Annotated in this window: 13 protein-coding genes; 7 read left to right on the top strand and 6 right to left on the bottom strand. The window is 71.9% G+C overall.

The features are described from left to right. Positions 1–231: 231 nt before the first annotated feature. Positions 232–1,056: a purine-nucleoside phosphorylase gene (locus ACIBFB_RS02325; RefSeq protein WP_397225257.1), complete on the bottom strand. Its 825-nt coding sequence runs from the start codon at positions 1,054–1,056 to the stop codon at positions 232–234. Positions 1,057–1,451: 395 nt separating this feature from the next. On the opposite strand from ACIBFB_RS02325, the gene ACIBFB_RS02320 reads away from it, so the two are divergent. The 3 genes from ACIBFB_RS02320 (at position 1,452) to ACIBFB_RS02310 (ending at position 3,989) form a co-directional block, all read left to right on the top strand. Continuing rightward, positions 1,452–2,834, top strand: a complete 1,383-nt coding sequence (locus ACIBFB_RS02320; RefSeq protein ID WP_397225255.1) for an NAD(P)H-quinone dehydrogenase — start codon at positions 1,452–1,454, stop codon at positions 2,832–2,834. 137 nt (positions 2,835–2,971) lie between these two features. Further along, positions 2,972–3,343, top strand: coding sequence for a zf-TFIIB domain-containing protein (locus tag ACIBFB_RS02315; RefSeq protein WP_397225253.1), 372 nt, complete (start codon positions 2,972–2,974; stop codon positions 3,341–3,343). Between the two features lie 7 nt (positions 3,344–3,350). Next, a complete protein-coding gene (locus tag ACIBFB_RS02310; protein WP_397225251.1) occupies positions 3,351–3,989 on the top strand; it encodes an AAA family ATPase in 639 nt (212 codons plus the stop codon). Positions 3,990–4,086: 97 nt separating this feature from the next. Here ACIBFB_RS02310 and ACIBFB_RS02305 read toward each other — a convergent pair whose 3' ends face one another. Together ACIBFB_RS02305 and ACIBFB_RS02300 are read right to left on the bottom strand one after the other, a co-directional pair. Beyond that, positions 4,087–5,376: a chemotaxis protein CheA gene (locus tag ACIBFB_RS02305; RefSeq protein ID WP_397225249.1), complete on the bottom strand. Its 1,290-nt coding sequence runs from the start codon at positions 5,374–5,376 to the stop codon at positions 4,087–4,089. A gap of 146 nt (positions 5,377–5,522) precedes the next feature. After that, on the bottom strand, positions 5,523–6,962 hold the full coding sequence (locus ACIBFB_RS02300) for a dicarboxylate/amino acid:cation symporter (RefSeq protein ID WP_397225247.1): 1,440 nt from the start codon (positions 6,960–6,962) through the stop codon (positions 5,523–5,525). A gap of 475 nt (positions 6,963–7,437) precedes the next feature. Between ACIBFB_RS02300 and ACIBFB_RS02295 the strand changes: the two genes are divergently transcribed. Beyond that, the gene (locus tag ACIBFB_RS02295; protein ID WP_397225440.1) at positions 7,438–8,049 is read left to right on the top strand and encodes a Uma2 family endonuclease; all 612 of its coding nucleotides are present in this window, start codon (positions 7,438–7,440) and stop codon (positions 8,047–8,049) included. A 69-nt stretch (positions 8,050–8,118) separates the two neighbouring features. On the opposite strand, the gene ACIBFB_RS02290 is transcribed toward ACIBFB_RS02295, so the two are convergent. The 3 genes from ACIBFB_RS02290 to ACIBFB_RS02280 form a co-directional block, all read right to left on the bottom strand. Then, a complete protein-coding gene (locus tag ACIBFB_RS02290) occupies positions 8,119–9,885 on the bottom strand; it encodes an acetyl/propionyl/methylcrotonyl-CoA carboxylase subunit alpha (protein ID WP_397225245.1) in 1,767 nt (588 codons plus the stop codon). Positions 9,886–9,966: 81 nt separating this feature from the next. Continuing rightward, positions 9,967–10,194 carry an acyl-CoA carboxylase epsilon subunit gene (locus ACIBFB_RS02285; RefSeq protein ID WP_397225243.1) on the bottom strand — a complete coding sequence of 76 codons (228 nt, stop codon included), beginning with the start codon at positions 10,192–10,194 and terminating at the stop codon, positions 9,967–9,969. Further along, positions 10,191–11,801 carry an acyl-CoA carboxylase subunit beta gene (locus ACIBFB_RS02280; RefSeq protein ID WP_397225241.1) on the bottom strand — a complete coding sequence of 537 codons (1,611 nt, stop codon included), beginning with the start codon at positions 11,799–11,801 and terminating at the stop codon, positions 10,191–10,193. Before ACIBFB_RS02280 ends, ACIBFB_RS02285 begins: the two co-directional genes overlap by 4 nt. 252 nt (positions 11,802–12,053) lie before the next feature. Between ACIBFB_RS02280 and ACIBFB_RS02275 the strand changes: the two genes are divergently transcribed. From ACIBFB_RS02275 to ACIBFB_RS02265, 3 genes are all read left to right on the top strand, one after another. Beyond that, on the top strand, positions 12,054–14,699 hold the full coding sequence (locus ACIBFB_RS02275; protein ID WP_397225239.1) for a phosphoenolpyruvate carboxylase: 2,646 nt from the start codon (positions 12,054–12,056) through the stop codon (positions 14,697–14,699). A gap of 220 nt (positions 14,700–14,919) precedes the next feature. Beyond that, positions 14,920–15,795 (top strand): biotin--[acetyl-CoA-carboxylase] ligase, encoded by an 876-nt coding sequence (locus ACIBFB_RS02270; RefSeq protein ID WP_397225237.1) that lies wholly within the window; start codon positions 14,920–14,922, stop codon positions 15,793–15,795. A gap of 331 nt (positions 15,796–16,126) precedes the next feature. Beyond that, the gene (locus ACIBFB_RS02265; protein WP_397225235.1) at positions 16,127–17,119 is read left to right on the top strand and encodes an adenylate/guanylate cyclase domain-containing protein; all 993 of its coding nucleotides are present in this window, start codon (positions 16,127–16,129) and stop codon (positions 17,117–17,119) included. The last annotated feature ends 112 nt before the right edge of the window (positions 17,120–17,231 follow it).

Below are 17,231 nucleotides of genomic sequence, written 5' to 3'. Positions count from 1 at the left end.
TTCCGCGCGACACCGGAGTCCGTCCGACCCTGACGCGAAGCGAGCCCGGCCCACCCGTCGCCCACCTTCATCGGGGGCGGCTTCGCCGGAGACGGTCCACCCTGCCGTGGCCCTCCACCGCCCTCAGGGGACGGCCTTCGGCCGCGGCGTTTCCCACGTGCGGACGCCTTCGGCGCGGTCGTGTACGGGGGCCGGGCTCATCGCGTGTCCGGGATCGCTCGGAGGCCGGGGTCAGGCCCGGTCGAGGACCCGGTGCAGCAGTTCCCCCAGTCTCCGGGCCCGGTGTCTGACGATCTCCAGGGCCTGGTCGGACTCGAAGCGCTCCAGCACCGAGCCCACCGCGTCGTTGGTGATGATCGCCAGACCCAGCACCTCCGCCCCCATCTCCACGGCGGCGATGGTCTCCAGGGCGATCGACCGACCCACCACGTCAGCCCCCGCCTGGCGGAGCAGGCCCAGTTCTGCGGGGGTCTGGAGCTGGGGGCCGACCGTGGAGACGTACACGCCCTCCGCCAGCGACGGGTCGACGTCGTGGATGATCTCCCGCAGCCGCTGGCTGTAGGCGTTCGACAGGTCGACGAACCTCGCCCCGGCCAGCGGTGAGCGCGCGGTCAGGTTGATGTGGTCGCGCACCACCACGGGCAGGCCCGGCGCGAAGTCGGCTCGCAGCGACCCGGCGGACCCGGTGAGGACGGCGAGCCCCGCACCGGCGGACAGGCCGGTTCGGACGGCGTGCGTGGCGCGCATGGGGTCGTGCGTCTCGTACTCGTGGACGCGTCCCATGAACACGATCACCCGCTTGTCGCCCACCCACATGCTCCGGACCTTGCTGGAGTGTCCCTTGGCCGCGGGGGTGACGAAGCCGGGCAGTTCGGTGACGTCGAACTCGATGTCGGAGGCGCCGAGCGTGTCGACCGCACCCGCCCAGCCGGAACCGAGCACCACCAGGGCGTCGAAGCTGTCGGCGCCAGCTCGGGACAACAGCTCCCGTGCCGCCTCGGCCGCGAGGTCCTTGGCTTCGTCCGTCGTCTGGGACGCCTGCTCTGTTTCGCTCACAAGTCGGATGCTACCGCTGTGTAGTCGGATTGTTCCGGAACGCAACGCAGTGTGTCCACCGGGTGGAATGGGAGGGGCGGTGGTGCTTGCGGACGAGGGGCGACGGGGACGCACGGTGACGCCGGGAGCGCCCCGAGCCACCCCTCACAGTGGGCGTTTCCTGCGGGTGAAGTGGTGTTCGTCCCATTCTCGGCGTCTGCGGGGCGGCGTACGGGTCGTGAGGAGGGCCACGGAGCGGTCCCGGCCCCGGGAGCCGGGGGTGCCTGCGGTTTCCTCCGGTCGGCATGGACGACAATGGGAACAAGCGAAAAACCTGGTGGTGCCCTGCCATGCCCGATTTTCGCTCCGGACCGGGAACGGGCGCGGCGGTCCAACCGAAGAGGGAGTGAAGCAGCGTGACGAAGGTCGTGATCATCGGTGGCGGACCCGGGGGTTATGAGGCGGCGCTGGTCGCGGCACAGCTCGGCGCGGACGTGACCGTGGTGGAACGCGACGGCGTCGGCGGCGCCTGCGTCCTCACCGACTGCGTGCCCTCCAAGAGCCTGATCGCCACCTCCACGCGGACCACCTACGTACGCGAGGCGGACGCCCTCGGCATCAACGTCCCCGAGATCCACGACGGCAAGGCCGAGGTGGAGGTCGACCCCGCCCGCATCAACCCCCGGATCAAGGCCCTCGCCCGCGCCCAGTCCGACGACACCCGCGCCCGCCTGGTCAAGGAGGGCGTGGAGGTCATGCTCGGCGAGGCCCGTCTGGTCGACCCGCACATCGTGGCCGTCGGCGACCTGCGGATCCGCGCCGACGTCATCCTCATCGCCACCGGAGCCCACCCCCGCGAGCTGCCCAGCGCCAAACCCGACGGCGAGCGCATCCTCACCTGGCGGCACCTGTACGACCTCGACGAACTCCCCGAGAAGCTCATCGTCGTTGGCTCGGGCGTCACCGGCGCCGAGTTCGCCAGCGCCTACCAGTCCCTCGGTTCGGACGTCACCCTCGTCTCCTCGCGCGAGCACGTCATGCCCACCCAGGACGCCGACGCGGCCGAGGTCCTGGAGGACGTGTTCATGCGGCGCGGCATGACGGTCCTCAGCCAGACCCGCGCCGAGTCGGTGGTGCGCACCGCCGACGGCGTCAGGGTCACCCTCACCGACGGCCGGACGGTCGACGGGAGCCACTGCCTGATGACGGTCGGCATGATCCCCAACACCGAGGGGCTCGGCCTGGAGGAGGCCGGTGTGCGGCTGGGGCAGGGCGGCTTCGTCGAGGTCGACCGGGTCTCCCGCACCACCGTCCCGGGCGTGTACGCGGCGGGCGACTGCACCGGCGTCAACATGCTGGCCTCCGTCGCCGCCATGCAGGGCCGGATCGCCATGTGGCACGCGCTCGGCGAGGCCGTCGCCCCGCTCAAGCTGTCCACGGTCGCCTCCACCGTGTTCACCCACCCGGAGCTCGCGGCGGTCGGCGCCAGCGAGGACGACGTGCGCAGCGGGCGCATCGACGGCCGGTCGGTGACGCTCCCGCTCAACACCAACCCGCGCGCCAAGATGAACGAGGTCAAGGAGGGCTTCGTCAAGCTGATCTGCCGCCAGCACACCGGCATCGTGCTCGGCGGAGTCATCGTCGGCCCGCGCGCCAGCGAACTCATCCTGGCGGTGTCGGTCGCCGTCCAGCAGCGCCTGACTGTCGACGACCTCGCGCACACCTTCGCGGTGTACCCGTCGCTGTCGGGCAGTGTCACCGAGGCGGCGCGGTCGCTCATGCTCGCCTCGCCGGAGTAGGAACCCGCGGGTCCGGGAACGGACGGGGGCGCGCCGGGCGTCGGGCCAAGAACGCCGACGGCGGCCCCCGGGAGCCCCGAACAGGGAAATCGCCCCGTTTACGCCGATCTCACGGTGGAGGCGGTAGTGTCTGGGGTGTGATCTGTCCCAAGTGCCAGAGCCCCATGCGTACCTACGACCGACAGGGCGTCCACATCGACCGGTGTGACGTCTGCCAGGGCATCTTCCTGGACCGGGGTGAGCTGGAGAGCATCATCGCGGCCGAGCAGCGCCACTATTCGGCGCCGCCTCCGCCGGACCCGAGCGCGCCCCAGCCCGGTTACCAGCAGGCCCCGCCGCGCTCCTACCCCCAGGCCCCGCCGCCCGGGTACCACCAGGGCGGCTACCCCGACTCCCCGCGCGGGTACGGCGGTTACCGCGACTCGCCGCGCGGCTACGGCGGCTACCGGGACTCTCCCAAGCCCTACCGCGGCCGCAGGAAGAGCTTCCTGGAAGAGCTGTTCGACTGAGCCGCGCGTGCATCCGCTGATCTGCACGCGGTGCGGAGAGCTGGACGAGACCCCGGACACCAGCGCGGGCGCGTCCGTGCTGCGGTGTGCCTCCTGCGGCCAGACCCGGCCGTTCACACGCCTGCCGCTGTACTGCGTGTCGGGTCCGAGCGGCACCGGGAAGTCCACCATCGCCGGGATGCTGCTCGAACGGCTCAGCGACCGCTTCGTCGTGCTCGAACAGGACCTGCTGTGGGTGGGCGGTCTGCGTGACCCCGCCGAGCACCACCGCCTCTTCCGCTCCACCTGGCTGCGCACCGCGGCCATGGTGCAGCAGAACGGGCGCCCGGTCGTGCTCTGCGGGACCGTGGTACCCCCGGAGTTCGAGCCCCTCCCCGAGCGCGCGCTGTTCTCCGCCGTCCACTACCTGGCGCTGACCTGCGACCCCGACGTGCTCGCCGACCGGCTGCGCGCCCGACCCGCCTGGCGGGAGTGGGACGAGGAGCGGATCGAGGAGACCCTCGACTTCGCCGCGTGGGTGGCGGGGGAGGGGCCCCGCCTCGCCCCGCCGCTGACCCTCGTGGACACGACCGGGACCGGACCGGCCCAGACCGCCGACACGGTGTGCCGGTGGGTCGAGGAGCTGCACGCGCGCTCCGCGGCCTGACGGCGTCGTCGCGCCGGCCACCCGCACGAGACGCCGACGGCCCCGGGCACGTGCCCGGGGCCGTCGGCGTCTCAGCGCCCGTCGGGGGGCGCGGACCTCAGAAGTCGAAGCCGCCGAAGTCGCCTCCGCCCCCGAAGTCCCCTCCGAAGTCGCCACCGCCGAAGTCGCCGCCGCCGAGGTCCCCGGCGTCGCCCATGTCCCCGGCGCCCATCATGCCGCCGCCCAGCATCGACCCCATCATGGAGCCCATCATCATGCCGGTGAACATGCCCATCATCATGTCCATGCCGAAGTAGCCGCCGGCGTAGGGCGAGTAGGCCGGGCCCGCGTCGTAGTACGGGCGGCGCTCGCCGTTGACCTCGACCAGGCGCACGTCCGGCTGCCCACCGGTCCGCACGGCCTGCGCGCACGCGGGACAGGCGGTGACCGACCGGGGCGAGCCGCCGGGCGGGGCCCACATGACGTCCTCGGAGGACGGGCCGTGCTGCGGGTTGAAGAAGCAGGGGCCGCGCCGCTCGGGCACCGGCGCCCCGCTCATCCGCGCCCGGGTCGCGCTCATGTAGTAGCGGCCGTCCTCCAGGGCGCTGGTGACCATGCGCACCTGGTCGGGCTCGGAGATGGTGTCGAGCAGGGACTTGGCCTGGTCGTAGGAGTCGATCGCGCGCGTGTAGTCGGCGCGGGTGGCGTCGTCGACCGCGGTGAGGTCGATCTCCAGGCGGGCCACGTCCTCGCCGAGCCGGACGACGTCCTCGGTGGCCATCTGCCGGATCTCGGCGAGCTGCTTGGCCTTCTCGGCCGCACGCTTCCTGCGGCTGTTGTAGACGAACCAGCCGCCCGCCGCGACGACGAGCACCAGGAGGGCGAGCAGGACGAGGGCCGAACCCCCGCCGCCGCCGGACGCGGCGCCGGACTCCACGCTCTCGGCGGCGTCGGGCACGGCCGTGAGCGTGTCGATCTGGTTCCCCGCGCCCTCGGAGAGCGCGATCTCCCGGATCGCCTCGGTGTCCTCGATGTTCGGGGACGTGACCAGGAAGGCGTCGGACCCGGCCAGGATGCCGTAGGCTCCGTCGCCGACCTCGGCCATCACGGGCTCCATGACGGCGTCCACACCGGAGTTGGAACCGGCGGCCCCCGTCGGGAGGATCACGTAGTACACGGGCACGTCGGACCCGGCCGCGGCCGCCTCCAGGGCGGCCTCGTCGGCCGCGGGGATCTGGTCGATGCTCGGGTCGATGAAGACGCCGTCACCCTCCAGCTCGTCGACGATGTCCTGGGTGTCGGGGAGTTCGGGTGCGGTGTCGGCCGCGGCGGGCATCGCCGAGGCGGTCACGACCGCCGCCGCGAGTCCGGCGGTCAGGACTGTGGGTGTTACCAAGCGGCGCAGCATGTCGTTCCTCTCGCCTCCGTCACTAGCTGGGACGAACGGGGTGTCCGCTCAGTTCCCGCGGTGTCCACCGTCTCACCGTGTCCGTGTCCCCACAACGCCGCGCGGCCCGCCGGAGACGTTCCGGCGGGCCGCGGTGCGTGCGGGGGTCAGGCCTTGGCGGCGGGCTCGGCCTCCCGCTCGGCGGCCTCCGCGGCCCCGTCCCCGCCCTTCCCGTCGAGGGGCTGGGCGGGCGCCTCGTCCAGCGGCACGAAACCGCTGGAGCCGCGCGGGGCGTGGTAGCGCGCGACGTCGAGGATGCCCTCGCGCTTGGCGACGATCGCCGGGACGAACGCCTGACCGGCCACGTTGGTGGCGGTGCGGCCCATGTCCAGGATCGGGTCGACCGCGAGGAGCAGGCCGACGCCCTCCAGGGGCAGGCCCACCGTGGACAGGGTCAGGGTGAGCATCACGGTCGCGCCGGTGGTTCCAGCGGTCGCGGCCGAGCCGATCACCGAGACGAACACGATGAGCAGGTAGTCGGTGACGCCCAGGTCGATCCCGAAGAACTGGGCGACGAAGATCGCCGAGATCGCCGGGTAGATCGCGGCGCAGCCGTCCATCTTGGTGGTGGCGCCGAACGGGACGGCGAACGCGGAGTAGTGGCGCGGAACGCCGAGGTTCTGCTCGGCGACCCGCTGGGTGACGGGCAGGGTGCCCATCGACGAGCGGGAGACGAAGCCGAGCTGCACGGCGGGCCAGACACCCGTGAGGTACTTGACCGGAGACAGGCCGTGCAGGCGGGCCAGCACCGGGTAGACGACGAACACCACCAGCACCAGGCCGACGTAGATCGCCGCCGTGAACTTGCCGAGCGCGCCGATGGTGGTCCAGCCGTAGCTGTAGACCGCGTTGCCCAGGAGGCCGACGGTGCCGATCGGGGCGAGCCGGATGACCCACCACAGGGCCTTGAGCACCACGTCCAGGGCGGAGGCGGTGAAGTTGATGAACGGCTCGGCGGACTTGCCGACCTTCACGGCCGCGATGCCGAGGACCACGGCGATCACGATGAGCTGGAGGGCGTTGAACGACAGCGACGTGCTCAGCGAGCCGTCGTCGGCCTGCGAGGTGCTCGCGGCCAGGCCGAGGAAGTTGGACGGGACGATGCTCTCGATGAACGCGATCCAGGAGCCGTGGGTGGTGGGCTCCGCGGCCGTCGACGCGTCCACACCGCTGTTCAGGCCGGGCCGGAAGACCAGCCCGAGCGTGATGCCGATCGCGACGGCGACCAGCGCGGTGATCGCGAACCAGAGCAGGGTCTGCCCGGCGAGGCGGGCCGCGTTGGTGACGTTGCGCAGGTTGGCGATCGAGGAGATGACGGCCAGGACGATCAGCGGCGGGACGATCGTGCGCAGGAGCGTCACGAAGATCGAGCCGACGGTGTCCAGGGTGGTGGCGAGCCAGTTCGGGCCGCCGTCGGCCGTGGTGCCGAGCTGGAGGGCGACGACGCCGAGGGCGAGGCCGAGGACCAGACCGGCGAGGACCTGGACGGAGAAGGGGACGCGTGCGAACGGATTTCGCGAACGTGCGGTGGCACTCTGCGAGGACACGGAGGTGGCTCCAGAAGGGTGGCGATGACAGCCGAGGACGCGCGGCGGCACGGTCGGCGCCGCCGGGTCCGGCTACGGGGCGAGGGAGGGGGTGTCACCGGTAGGGGGTGACACACGGGGCGGGTGTGCGGCGCGCGCCTCGACGGGCGCGCGTGAGCCTAGCTACACGCCTGACAGCCGCGGCGGCACAGGTCGATGTGCCACCGTCGCGTCAGTCCCCAGATGTTCGTCACGATCAAGGACAATAACCCCTACGCCTTACTTATTCCATACATGTCATGGGATGAATTTTGTGTGGTTCCGTCCGGATCGCCCGAGCCCAGGGGGCTCCGCCGCGGGGGCGGGTGGCGGGAGTGCGGCGAGGATCACGCCGGACGCTGGGTCTGGGTGAGATGATTCAGGAAAACACCGTTACGGGGTGACGGATACGGCTACCGCGGGTGATGAGAACGATCCGACGACCGGAGGCGACGACATGTCCGTTCCAACCGCGGCCAAGCGCCCGGTCTCCGAGTTCGACAGGGTGACCCTTCCCATGCCCCCGCAGGACGGGTTCACCGCCGACGACCTCGACCGAATCCCGGATCTTCCGCCGCATACCGAACTCATCGACGGAAGCCTGGTGCTGGTGAGCCCCCGGAAACGCTTTCATATGCGCATGCTCCGGCGCCTGGAGGTGCAGCTGCTGATGCAGGCTCCGGAGACCCTGGAGGTAGAGCGTGAGATGACCGCCGTGCTCGGAGAGCGGCAGCGACCTGAGCCTGATCTCACACTGGTTCGTGCCGAAGCCGCGGAAGACGAGGACGGAACCTGGGTCGCGGCGGAAGACGTGCTTCTGGCGGTGGAGGTGGTCTCCCCTGAGTCCGGGGTGAGGGATCGTGAACGCAGGCCCGAACTCTACGCGGACGACGGAATTCCCCACTTCTGGCTGGTGGACAAGGAGGAAGGTGGTCCGGTCGTGTACGTCTACGAGCTCGATCCAGTCAACAAGCAGTACACGAACACCGGTGTCTACCGAGAACGACTGAAGGTAGCTGTCCCCTGTCCGCTGGACATCGATCTCACGAGACTGTCGTTCGACAGGTAGGGACACGACACACGTGGAGGGGAGGCACCGATCCCCCGGTACCTCCCCCTGCTGTGCCGGCGGCGCGACCTACGCGTCCTTGATCTCGCAGACCACCGCGCCGTTGGCCACGGTCTCACCCGCGGCGAGCGTCAGCCCGGTCACCGTCCCGGCCTTGTGCGCGTTCAGCGGCTGCTCCATCTTCATCGCCTCGATGACCACCACCGGGTCGCCCTCGGCGACCGCCTGGCCCTCCTCGGCCACGAGCTTGACCACTGTGCCCTGCATCGGCGACACCAGCGCGTCCCCGCCGGCCGCGGCCGGACCGCCGCCGCGGCGTGCCGACCGCTTCCTCTTCCCGGCGGCCGCACCCGGGCCCGCCGCCGCGGCCGAGCCCAGACCGGCGGGCAGCACCACGTCGATCCGCTTGCCGCCGACCTCCACGGTCACCGTCTCGCGCTCGACGGCCGCCGCCGTGCCCGGCTCGCCCGCCCACGGCTCGATCCGGTTGTCGAACTCCGTCTCGATCCACCGCGTGTACACCCCGAACGGCCGCTCCGGGTCGGCCGGTGCGAACGCGGGGTCGGCCACCACCGCCTGGTGGAACGGGATCACCGTGGGCATCCCGCCGACCGTGAACTCCGCCAGCGCCCGCTTCGAGCGCGCCAGCGCCTCCTGCCGGGTCCGCCCCGTCACGATGAGCTTGGCGACCATCGAGTCGAACGCCTGCGGCACGGTGAACCCGGCCTCGCACCCGGTGTCCACGCGCACGCCAGGGCCGCCCGGCAGCGACAGCTCGGTGATCGTCCCAGGGGCGGGCATGAAGCCCCGCCCGGCGTCCTCGGCGTTGATCCGGAACTCGAAGGAATGGCCGCGGATCTCCGGGTCGCCGTACCCCAGCTCCTCGCCGTCGGCCACCCGGAACATCTCCCGCACCAGGTCGATGCCGGTGACCTCCTCGGTGACCGGGTGCTCCACCTGCAGGCGGGTGTTGACCTCCAGGAACGAGATGGTCCCGTCGACGCCGACGAGGAACTCGCACGTCCCGGCGCCCACGTACCCGGCTTCCCTGAGGATGGCCTTGGAGGCGCCGTACAGCCGCTCCATCTGGTCCTCGGACAGGAACGGCGCCGGGGCCTCCTCCACCAGCTTCTGGTGGCGGCGCTGGAGCGAGCAGTCACGGGTGGAGACCACCACGACGTTGCCGTGGGAGTCGGCCAGGCACTGGGTCTCCACGTGGCGCGGCTTGTCCAGGTAGCGCTCCACGAAGCACTCGCCGCGCCCGAACGCGGTGACCGCCTCGCGGACGGCGGACTCGTAGGCGTCGGCCACCTCGTCCAGGGTGTGGGCGACCTTCAGACCGCGCCCGCCGCCGCCGAACGCGGCCTTGATCGCGATGGGCAGGCCGTGCTCCTCGGCGAAGGCCACGACCTCCTCGGCTCCCGAGACCGGGTCGGGGGTGCCGGCCACGAGCGGGGCGCCGACCTTCTGCGCGATGTGGCGGGCCTGGACCTTGTCGCCCAGGGCGGTGATCGCCGACGGGGGCGGGCCGATCCAGGTCAGTCCGGCGTCGATGACCGCCTGGGCGAACTCGGCGTTCTCGGCCAGGAACCCGTACCCGGGGTGGACGGCGTCCGCGCCGGTCTCGGCGGCCACGGCCAGGAGCTTGGCGATGTCGAGGTAGGAGTCGGCGGGGGTCGAACCACCGAGGGAGTGGGCTTCGTCGGCGAGTTTGACGTGCAGCGCGTCCAGGTCGGGCTCGGCGTAGACGGCGACGCTGGCCAGTCCGGCGTCGCGGCAGGCGCGGGCGACGCGCACGGCGATCTCGCCGCGGTTGGCGATCAGAACTTTACGCACGGTGGGAAATCCTCCTGCTGTGGCACGGAGCTGGAGAGCGCCGTCCGCTCAACGGAAATTCTATGAATCGGGGCGGCGGGGTCACCTCAGGCTGAGGCGCCAGGCGCCGGGACCGGGCCGGGGCGGCACGTGCGCACGCAGGTTCCGTGCGCGGTCCCGCCAACCGGAGGCCGGTTCCGTCGCCGCGTCGGCGTCGGTGGCGCGTCGGGCCGCACGCGCGCTGAGCACGGCGGCGAGGGCCGCGAGCTCCTCGTCTGAGGGGGCGCCGCGGACCACGACCACGTGCGGCGGTGTCGTCGGTTCGTTCACAGCGGGATGTTCCCGTGCTTCTTGGGCGGAAGCTGCTTGCGCTTGTTCCGCAGGGCCTTGAGGGCCTTGGTGACCTGGTCGCGCGTCTCGGACGGCATGATGACCCCGTCCACGTAGCCGCGTTCGGCCGCCGAGTAGGGGTTGAGGAGGGTGTCCTCGTACTCCGCGACCAGCCGCGCGCGCTCGGCCTCGACGTCCTCGGAGTCGGCCAGGGTGCGGCGGTGCAGGATGTTCACCGCGCCCTGGGCGCCCATGACGGCGATCTGCGCGGTGGGCCAGGCCAGGTTGACGTCGGCGCCCAGGTGCTTGGAGCCCATGACGTCGTAGGCGCCGCCGAAGGCCTTGCGGGTGATCACGGTGATCAGCGGGACGGTGGCCTCGGCGTAGGCGTAGAGCAGTTTGGCCCCGCGCCGGATGATGCCGTCCCACTCCTGGTCGGTGCCGGGCAGGAAGCCCGGCACGTCGACGAAGGTCAGGACCGGGATGTTGAAGGCGTCGCAGGTGCGCACGAAGCGCGCGGCCTTCTCGGAGGCGTCGATGTCCAGGCAGCCCGCGAAGCTCATGGGCTGGTTGGCGACCACGCCCACGGAGCGGCCGTCGACGCGGCCGTAGCCCACCACGATGTTGGTGGCGAACTGGGCGTGCACCTCCAGGAAGTCGCCGTCGTCGAGGACCGCCTCGACGACCTGCTTCATCTCGTAGGGCTGGTTGGCCGAGTCCGGGATGAACGCGTCCAGCGCCAGGTCGGCGTCGGTGGGCCCGTCGCCCGGGTCGTCCTCGGGCGGCAGGACCGGCGCCTCCTCGAGGTTGTTGTCGGGCAGGTAGCCGAGCAGGGTGCGCACGTAGTCGATCGCGTCGTGCTCGTCCGCCCCCATGTAGTGGGCCACACCCGACTTGGTGTTGTGGGTGCGGGCGCCGCCCAGCTCCTCCATCGACACGTCCTCGCCGGTGACCGTCTTGATGACGTCGGGGCCGGTGATGAACATCTGGGAGGTCTCGTCGACCATGACGACGAAGTCGGTGAGGGCGGGGGAGTACACGTGGCCGCCCGCCGCGGCGCCCATGACGAGCGAGATCTGCGGGATGACACCGGAGGCGTGGGTGTTCCGCTTGAAGATCTCCGCGTACAGGCCCAGCGAGACCACACCCTCCTGGATGCGCGCGCCGCCGCCCTCGTTGATGCCCACGACGGGGCACCCGTTGGTGAGGGCGTGGTCGAGGACCTTGGTGATCTTCTCGCCGTAGACCTCGCCGAGCGAGCCGCCGAAGACGGTGACGTCCTGGCTGAAGACGGCGACGGGGCGCCCGTCGACCGTCCCGTGGCCGGTGACGACGCCGTCGCCGTAGGGGCGGTTGCGCTCCAGGCCGAAACTGGTCGAGCGGTGTCGTGCCAGGGCGTCGAACTCCACGAACGAACCCGGGTCGAGCAGGGCGTCGATCCGCTCGCGCGCGGTCATCTTGCCCTTGGCGTGCTGCTTCTCCACGGCTCGCTCGGAACCGGCGTGCACGGCCTCGTACCGGCGTCGTTGCAGGTCGGCGAGCTTGCCAGCGGTGGTGTGGATGTCGATCTCAGCCGCGGACGGCGGCTCTGGGGCTTGGGTGGCCATGTCAACAGAGCTTAGCCGCTGGGTTGTTGAACAATCCGAGGCGGCCCTGGGTTACTCATGAGTAGGAGTGAGGGAGAGCACAGGGCCGCGGGGCCCCGCACCGCGCCGAAAACGGGACGGACTTCCGGAATTCGCGCGTGACCGAATGTGAATTCATCGCCGCCGCACACAATTGTTAACGCGCTGGCAAAGCCGGTGAAATCCACCCCCCGATCGCGTCCGCGCAGGCCCGACCTCTGTAGTCTCGGCCCCATGACAGCGGTTAGCGCAGAACGAGACAGTGCCAGGCAGGTAGTTCCCGAGCAGCTCCGAAATGACGTCAAACTGCTCGGTGAGATGCTCGGTACGGTCCTGGCCGAAAGCGGCGGCGAGGACCTGCTCGCCGACGTGGAGAAGCTCCGGCACGCCGTGATCGGCGCCCGCGACGGGTCGGTCTCCACCGACGAGATCACGGCGATCGTGTCCGAGTGGCCCCTGGAGCGGGCCAAGCAGGTCGCGCGCGCCTTCACCGTGTACTTCCACCTGGCCAACCTGGCCGAAGAGCACCAGCGGATGCGCGCCCTGCGCGAGCGCGACGACGCCGCCAACCCGCCCCGCGAGTCCCTGGCCGCCGCCGTGCGCGCCATCCGTGAGACCGACGGGGGCGAGGAGCGCCTCAACGAACTCGTCGCGGGCATGGAGTTCCACCCCGTGCTCACCGCGCACCCCACCGAGGCCCGCCGGCGCGCCGTGTCGACGTCCATCCTGCGGATCAGCGCCCAGCTGGACGCCTGGCACGCCGCCCACGAGGGCAGCAGCGCGGCGGCCGAGGCGCACCGGCGCCTGATGGAGGAGATCGACCTGCTCTGGCGCACCTCCCAGCTGCGCTACACCAAGCTCGACCCGCTCGACGAGGTGCGCACCGCGCTCGCCGCGTTCGACGAGACGATCTTCCAGGTCATCCCGCAGGTGTACCGGACGCTGGACGCGGCGGTCGACCCCGGGGGAACGGGCGTGCGCGCCCCCCGCGCGACCCCGTTCGTCCGCTACGGCAGCTGGATCGGCGGCGACCGCGACGGCAACCCGTTCGTCACGCACGACGTGACGCGCGAAGCCATGCGCATCCAGTCCGAGCACGTGCTGCGCGGTCTGGAGAACGCGTGCGGCCAGGTCGCCCGCACCCTCACCGCCTACTCCAACCTCACCCCGGCCAGCCCCGCCCTCCTGGACGCCATCTCGGCCGCCAAGGCGGGACACCCCGCCCTCCTGGCCGAGATCACCGGGCGCTCGCCCAACGAGCCGCACCGCCAGTTCCTGCTGCTGTGCGCCGCGCGGCTGCGCGCGACCCGCGAGCGCGACGCGGACCTGGCCTACGCCACCGCCGCCGACTTCCTCGCCGACCTGCGCGTCGTCCAGGACTCCCTGGTCGCCGCCGGTGCGGTCCGGCAGGCCTACGGAGAGCTCCAGCACGTGATCTGGCAGGCCGAGACCTTCGGCTTCCACCTGGCCGAGCTGGAGATCCGCCAGCACAGCGAGGTGCACGCCGCCGCCCTGGCCGAGCTGCGCGCGGGCGAGCGGCCCTCCGAGCGCACCGAGGAGGTGCTGGCGACCCTGCGGGTGATCTCCTGGATCCAGGAGCGCTTCGGGGTGGAGGCCTGCCGCCGCTACATCGTGAGCTTCACGCGCTCGGCCGAGGACATCGCGGCCGTGTACGAGCTGGCGGGCTACGCGCTGCCCGCCGACCGGGTCCCCGTCCTGGACGTGATCCCGCTGTTCGAGACGGGCGCCGACCTGGACGCCTCGCCCGACGTCCTCGCCGGCATGCTGGAGCTGCCGGGGGTCCAGCGCCGCCTGGCGGAGTCCGGCCGGCGGATCGAGGTCATGCTCGGCTACAGCGACTCGGCCAAGGACGTCGGCCCGGTCAGCGCCACGCTGCGGCTGTACGACGCCCAGGCCCGACTGGCCGCGTGGGCGCGCGAGCACGACGTGCGACTGACCCTCTTCCACGGCCGGGGCGGGTCCCTGGGCCGCGGTGGCGGCCCGGCCAGCCGTGCGCTGCTCGCGCAGGCGCCGGGTTCGGTCGGCGGCCGGTTCAAGGTGACCGAGCAGGGCGAGGTCATCTTCGCCCGCTACGGCCAGCCCGCGATCGCCCGCCGCCACGTCGAGCAGGTGGGCCACGCGATCCTCATGGCATCGACCGACGCCGTGCAGGAGCGCGAGCGCTCGGCGGCCGAGCGGTTCCGACCGTTCGCGGACACCATCGCGGCGGCGGCGCAGGAGACCTACCTGGAGCTGATCGGCACCGAGGGCTTCGCGGTGTGGTTCTCCCAGGTCAGCCCGCTGGAGGAGCTGGGGGAGCTGCGCCTGGGCTCGCGTCCGTCGCGGCGCGGCGCCGCCAAGGGGCTGGGGGACCTGCGGGCGATCCCGTGGGTGTTCGCGTGGACGCAGACCCGCGTGAACCTGCCCGGCTGGTACGGCCTGGGCACCGGCCTGGCGGCCGTCGAGGACGTCTCGGTGCTCCAGCAGGCCTACCGCGAGTGGCCGATGTTCGCGTCGCTGCTGGACAACGCGGAGATGAGCCTGGCCAAGACCGACCGCACGATCGCCGAGCGCTACCTGGCGCTGGGCGGGCGGCCGGAACTGAGCGAGCGGGTGCTGGCCGAGTACGACCGCACACGCGAACTGGTGCTCAAGGTGACGGGGCACAGCCGCCTGCTGGAGAACCGCGCGGTGCTCTCGCGCGCGGTGGACCTGCGCAACCCGTACGTGGACGCGCTGTCGCACCTCCAGCTGCGGGCGCTGGAGGCGCTGCGGGGCGAGGAGGCCGACTCCCTGTCCGAACAGGACCAGCAGCACCTGGAGCGCCTGCTCCTGCTGTCGGTCAACGGTGTGGCGGCCGGACTCCAGAACACCGGCTGACGCGGACGGACGCGACGTGCCCCCGTGCTCGGGAAGGGTGCGGGGGCGCGGTCGTGCTCGGGAAGGGTGCGGGGGCGCGGTCGTGCTCGGGAAGGGTGCGGGGGCGCGGTCGTGCTCGGGAAGGGTGTGGGGGCGCGGTCGTGCTCGGGAAGGGTGCGCGGTCGTGCTCGGGACGGGAGAGGGTTCTCCCCAGGGATTCCCGCGCTGCTGTAATGGGTGCATGGCTCACGACACCGACGACGTCCTCCGACCGCCGCTCGACCCGGTGGCGCTCAACGCCGCCCTGGCGCGCCCCGGAGGGATGTGGCGCGGCGTCGACGTGCTCCCCGCCGTGGGCTCCACCAACACCGAACTCCTCGCGCGGGCCAAGGCCGGGGCGCCGCACGGCAGCGTGCTGGCCACCGAGCACCAGACCGCCGGGCGCGGCCGTCTCGGGCGCGACTTCACCACCCCCGACCGCGCCGCGCTCACCTTCTCCGTCCTGCTGCGCATCACCGTTCCCGCCGACACCCTCGGCTGGCTGTCGATGCTCATGGGCGTCGCCGCGGTCGGCGCGGTCCGCCGGGTGTCCGGGGTCGGGGCCGCGCTGAAGTGGCCCAACGACGTCATCGTCCCCGCCGAGGTCCGGGCCGGGGTCCGGGCCGGGGGCGCGCCCGGCGACGGCAAGCTGGCGGGCATCCTCTCCGAGGCGGACTTCTCCGACCCCGACGCCCCGGCGGTCGTGGTCGGCATGGGTGTGAACGTCTCCCAAACCCGCGGCGAACTTCCCGTGGACACCGCGGCCTCCCTGCGCGGGGAGGGTGCCACCGATCTGGACCGCTCCGCGCTGCTCGGCGCCGTCCTGGGCGGCTTCGAGGAGCTGTACGCCGCGTGGTCGGCCGCCGACGGGGACGCCGAGGCCAGCGGACTCGCCGACGCCTACCGGGGGATGTGCGTGACCGTGGGCCGACGGGTCCGCGTCCACCTACCCGGCGGTGCGCTGCTGGAGGGCACCGCGACCGCCGTCGACCACCACGCCAGGCTCGTGGTGGACGCGCCGGGCGGGACCCGGGCGCTCAGCGCGGGCGACGTCGTCCACGTGCGCCCCGGCGCCTGACCGGGCGGAACGCCCGGCCGGGAACGCGGCGGGCCCGCGGAACGTTGTCGGTTGCGTCCGCGTCCGAACGGGTCAGGCCGCGCCTTCGCGCGTCCGGGCGTCCGGCTGCGGTCCCGGGACCGGTGACGGTCTTCACCGCGCGGTGACCTTGTGGGCCTGGTTCGTCACCGACGGTCAGGGCCCGGCCCTGGCCGTTCGGAACCCCGGGCGTAAGCTGGAGGGGAACCGCCGGAATGAACCCGGGCGCCGCGCGCCGCGCGGCGCCGCACCGTCGGCCCAGTGACGAAGTGCTGGTTCCCCGCCCAGGCGGGGATGGTCTGAGAGAGAACGTATGCCGTCGCGTCCCGACCCGAAAGCGATCGAGTCCGTCCTGCTCGGCGGTGAACCGGTCTACAGCAGGCAGCAGGCGGTCGAGCTCTCCGGAGCCGACGCCGAACTCGCGGGCCGCGTCTGGCGTGCCCTGGGCTTCCCCACGCAGGGCGACGACGACCCCGTCTTCGCCGAGAGCGACGTCGAGGCCCTGCGCATCGCCCACTCCCTGATGGAGGAGGGCGTCCTGGACGAGGAGGGCGTCGTCCGCTTCGCTCGCGCCATGGGGCAGACGATGGCCCGCCTCGCCGACTGGCAGACGAGCATCCTCAGCACGCTCATCTTCAAGGACGGCGACGAGGCCGCGGCCAGCCCGCTGATGAACCGGGTCAAGGAGCTCCTGCCCGACGTCGAGCGGCTGCTGCTGCACATCTGGCGGCGCCAGCTGGCCGCGTCCACCGCACGCACCCTGGCGGTGATGTCCAACAACAGCGACATCGTCCCCAACTACTACCCGCTCATCGTCGGCTTCGCGGACCTGGTCTCCTTCACCACGCTCAGCCGTGAACTCGACGAGGTAGAGCTGGCCGAGGTGGTCGAGGGGTTCGAGGCCACCGCGGCCGACATCGTCGCCTCCGGCGGCGGACGGGTGGTCAAGACCCTCGGCGACGAGGTGCTCTACGTCGCCGACTCCCCGCGTGAGGCCGCCGACATCGCGCTGCGCCTGGCCTCCGGCGTCAAGACCCACGTGGAGGTCCCCGACGTGCGGGTCGGCGTCGCCTACGGGCCCGTCCTCACCCTGCACGGGGACGTGTTCGGCACGACCGTCAACCGTTCCAGCCGCCTGACCTCCTTCGCCCGCCCCGGGACCGTCCTCATCGACGACAGCCTCGCCGAGAGCCTCGCGGGCGAGGACGGGCTCCAGGTGGTGAAGGTGCGGGCCCGCCACGCGCACGGCCTCGGCCTCATCCAGCCCTACACCCTGCGGCGCGACTTCGAACCCGGCGGGCACTGACCCGCGTTCGGCGGGAAGCCGTGTGTGCCGGGGGAATCGGGGGATAGGCTCAGAGCGCCGGACCCGCCCGCGACACGTACAGGTGGTGAGCCTTGTCGAGTGCCCCTCCCCC

Origin of the sequence: Nocardiopsis sp. NPDC050513 (assembly GCF_044457925.1) — a bacterium.
Lineage (GTDB): Bacteria > Actinomycetota > Actinomycetes > Streptosporangiales > Streptosporangiaceae > Nocardiopsis.
Note: the sequence above shows the minus strand (reverse complement) of the source record. Positions and strands in the feature narration are given on the sequence as shown.